This is a genomic window from Thermodesulfitimonas sp. (assembly GCF_052743955.1).
This window is the reverse complement of sequence record NZ_JBRAIN010000149.1, coordinates 1-2,817: the sequence shown is the minus strand read 5'-3', so window position 1 is coordinate 2,817 and position 2,817 is coordinate 1. Positions and strand designations below refer to the sequence as shown.

At 59.2% G+C, this 2,817-nt stretch carries 5 protein-coding genes; all 5 read left to right on the top strand.

All coding sequences use genetic code 11. The annotated features are described in order from the left end of the window. On the top strand, positions 1-470 hold a 470-nt coding region (gene cas1, locus ACUVTA_RS09340; protein WP_445952666.1), incomplete at its 5' end, for a CRISPR-associated endonuclease Cas1. A gap of 24 nt (positions 471-494) precedes the next feature. After that, positions 495-797, top strand: coding sequence for a CRISPR-associated endonuclease Cas2 (gene cas2 / locus ACUVTA_RS09335; protein ID WP_445952665.1), 303 nt, complete (start codon positions 495-497; stop codon positions 795-797). Positions 798-829: 32 nt separating this feature from the next. Then, positions 830-1,399: a CRISPR-associated protein Cas4 gene (gene cas4 / locus ACUVTA_RS09330; RefSeq protein ID WP_445952664.1), complete on the top strand. Its 570-nt coding sequence runs from the start codon at positions 830-832 to the stop codon at positions 1,397-1,399. Then, positions 1,399-2,322, top strand: a complete 924-nt coding sequence (gene cas4a, locus ACUVTA_RS09325; RefSeq protein WP_445952663.1) for a type I-A CRISPR-associated protein Cas4/Csa1 — start codon at positions 1,399-1,401, stop codon at positions 2,320-2,322. The genes cas4 and cas4a overlap by 1 nt, the downstream gene beginning before the upstream one ends. 304 nt (positions 2,323-2,626) lie before the next feature. Next, a partial coding sequence (locus ACUVTA_RS09320; RefSeq protein ID WP_445952662.1) for a hypothetical protein occupies positions 2,627-2,817 on the top strand: 191 nt, incomplete at its 3' end.

Genomic DNA, 2,817 nt, shown 5'->3' with positions numbered 1-2,817 from the left:
GGATCGGGCTCCTGCTCGGCGAAAGAGTAGAGTTTGCGGGCCGGGAGCGCCGGGGCGCGGCGGACCCGGTTAATGCGGCGCTGAATTACGGGTACGGGATACTGTACTCCCAGGTCTGGGGCGCGGTGATGCTGGCGGGCCTGGAGCCCTTTGCCGGGTTTCTGCATACCGACCGGCCGGGGAAGCCCAGCCTGGTGCTCGATCTGACGGAGGAGTTTCGTGCTTGCGTCGTGGACCGGACGGTCGTGGGGATGTTGTTACGGGGCGGCGCCGTCAAGATGGAGGAAGGGAGGCTAACCGACGCCTCCCGCCGGGAATTAGCGCAGCGGGTATTGGAACGATTGGAAGCAGAAGAAAACTACGATGGCAAAAAGCATAAGCTCAAGACGATCATCCAGCGGCAGGCGCGGCGGGTCGCGAGTTTCCTGCGGGGTGAGGGGCGGTATAAGCCGTTTGTAGCTGGGTGGTAGGGACCGAAGGGTGAAGTATGAAGGATGAAGACGTTGGTGGTTTACGATATTCCGGACGACCGCATCCGGGCGAAGGTTTTTGAAACCTGCAAGGACTACGGGCTCACCCACATCCAGTATTCGACCTTTTTCGGGCCGCTCAACCAGAACCGCCGCCAGGAGCTTTACCAGCGGCTGAGGCGGGTTTTAGGTAAAAACGAAGGAAAAATCATCATCTGCCCGATTTGTGACAAGGACCTGACGCTGATGCTTGAGATTGCGGTGCCGGAGGAGGCGGCCTGCCGGGTGCAGGAAGCACAGGGCGGCAGGGGGCCGCTGATTTATTGAGAATGAAGGATGCAGGCCGAGGGGGCCGGGCGGTGGTCGTTAAGGTTGGCGACCTGAAGCAGTACCTCTACTGCCCGCGGATCATTTATTTTACCTACGTGGCGCCGGTGGAAAAGAAGGTAACGGCGAAAATGGTAATCGGCAAGGAGGAACATTTCACTACGGCGCGGTTGGAGGAACGGCGGCGGCTGCGGGCTTACGGACTTTCTGAAGGTGAGCGGCGTTTCAACGCTTATTTTTACTCGGCGCGCCTCGGGCTCGAAGGGGTGCTCGATATGTACGTCGCCACGCCACGCGGCAACTTCCCGGTCGACTTCAAAAACGCCTGCCGGGTGGCGCTCAACCACAAGTACCAGTTGGTCGCTTACGCCCTGCTTTTGGAAGACCATTTCGGTCGGCCGGTGCGCGGCGGCTTCATCTACCTCATTCCGCACAAACGGGCGCACTACATCGAATTAACCCCTGAAGCCCGGCTTCACACCAAAAGGCTGATCGGCGCCGTGCGGAATCTCGTCGCGCAGGAGCGCTTTCCGGAAGTGCCCCGGCGGCGCGGGCGCTGCGCCGACTGCGAGTACCGGAACTATTGCGGGGACGTGGGATAATGTACTTTTTTACGGATGAGGAAAAAAAACACCTGCTGCGCTACCACCTGCCGCGGGCGCGGGAGCGCGGCGTTGCCGAGGAGTTGCGGGGCTGGAACTGGCACCAGCCGCCCCTCGAACCCGTTTACCGCGATGTGGTCCTGGCGCTCTACGAGGTGGCGAACGCCTACTGCCCGACCGGGCGCGACATTTTCCTGCGCCGGGTCCAAAGGGAGAAGGGGCGGCCCAACCTGGCGATGCTCCAGGGGACGATCTTCCACGCCGTGGTCGCCGACGTGATCGTAGCCGTGAAGCGGGCGATCTACGGCGAAGGGGTGGCCAACTACCGGACAATCGTAGAGCGGGTGCAGAACCACCCTGTTTTGCCGCTTGACGCTTGGGCAGAGCAGCTCGCGCCGGAGGAGCTTGCCGATACCGCCTCGAAGGTGGAAATCTTGGCGGCCTTCGAGAAAACCCGCGTACTGGCGCGGCTGCAGGAAATCCTCACCAAACAGCCTTACATCGGCGAGGATTCCCTGGTCAGCCTGGCGCTGCCGGTAGTGGTGGAGCAGAAGCTCGACGGCTCTTTCCTGGGCTTAAGCTCCAATCTCAGCACCGACGCCTGCGTTTTCTGGGAACCGATGGTTCTCGACCTGAAATTTGACAGGCCGCGCGATTTTCACCGGCTGACCACTACCGGCTACGCCCTGGTGATGGAGGCGCTCCACGAGTTCCCGGTCAACCTCGGCTGCATCGTTTACGGCGAGTTCCGCGGCGACCGCCTGATCGTCAAAAAAGATATCCACATCATCAGCGACGAGCTGCGGCAATGGTTTATCGAAGCCCGGGACGAGAAGGCCCGCCTGGTGGCCGAGGAGGTTGATCCGGGGACGGGGGATTGCTACGAGGGTTGCCCGTACTGGCACGTCTGTTACGGGGGCTGATAACGCCCAGCACTCAGGTTGGAACTTAGTGCTGGGCTACCGCTCAGACTATCGGGTGCTGGGCTTTTAAGAAAAAGTTGAATTCAATTTGCAGGATTTATTCCGGAAGTGACAAAATTCGTTATTGATGTAATTGTAAAAAGCGGGTGGTGGTTGCCTGCAGAAATTTTTTCGAAAATGAAGCGTTGTTATCCTAATTCTTACCAGGAGTAATTGATAGCGTCGGTAGGAATAAGTGTTTCAAATCCTTGGGGTTGACGGGTTTGTGGCCACTGGCAGTTTTTCGAAAGAGAAGGGGGGTTTTTTGTACAAAAAGGTATTTTCGAAAACCTGGCTTTTTGCAGAGCGCCGGTCGAAAGCCGAAAGCCTTGGGCTGCAAAGGACGGCGGAAGTAAACGCGGTGAGTTGCACCGGTTACCCCGATGACAAGGGGACTGAAAGTCTCGGTGGGGGCGGCGCTTCTGGGGCTGCTGGTGGGCTGGCTGGTCTACGGGC

Coding starts and splice junctions, on each gene's coding strand:
- cas2 (WP_445952665.1), top strand. CDS start 495: ATGAAGACGTTGGTGGTTTACGATATTCCGGACGACCGCATCCGGGCG.
- cas4a (WP_445952663.1), top strand. CDS start 1,399: ATGTACTTTTTTACGGATGAGGAAAAAAAACACCTGCTGCGCTACCAC.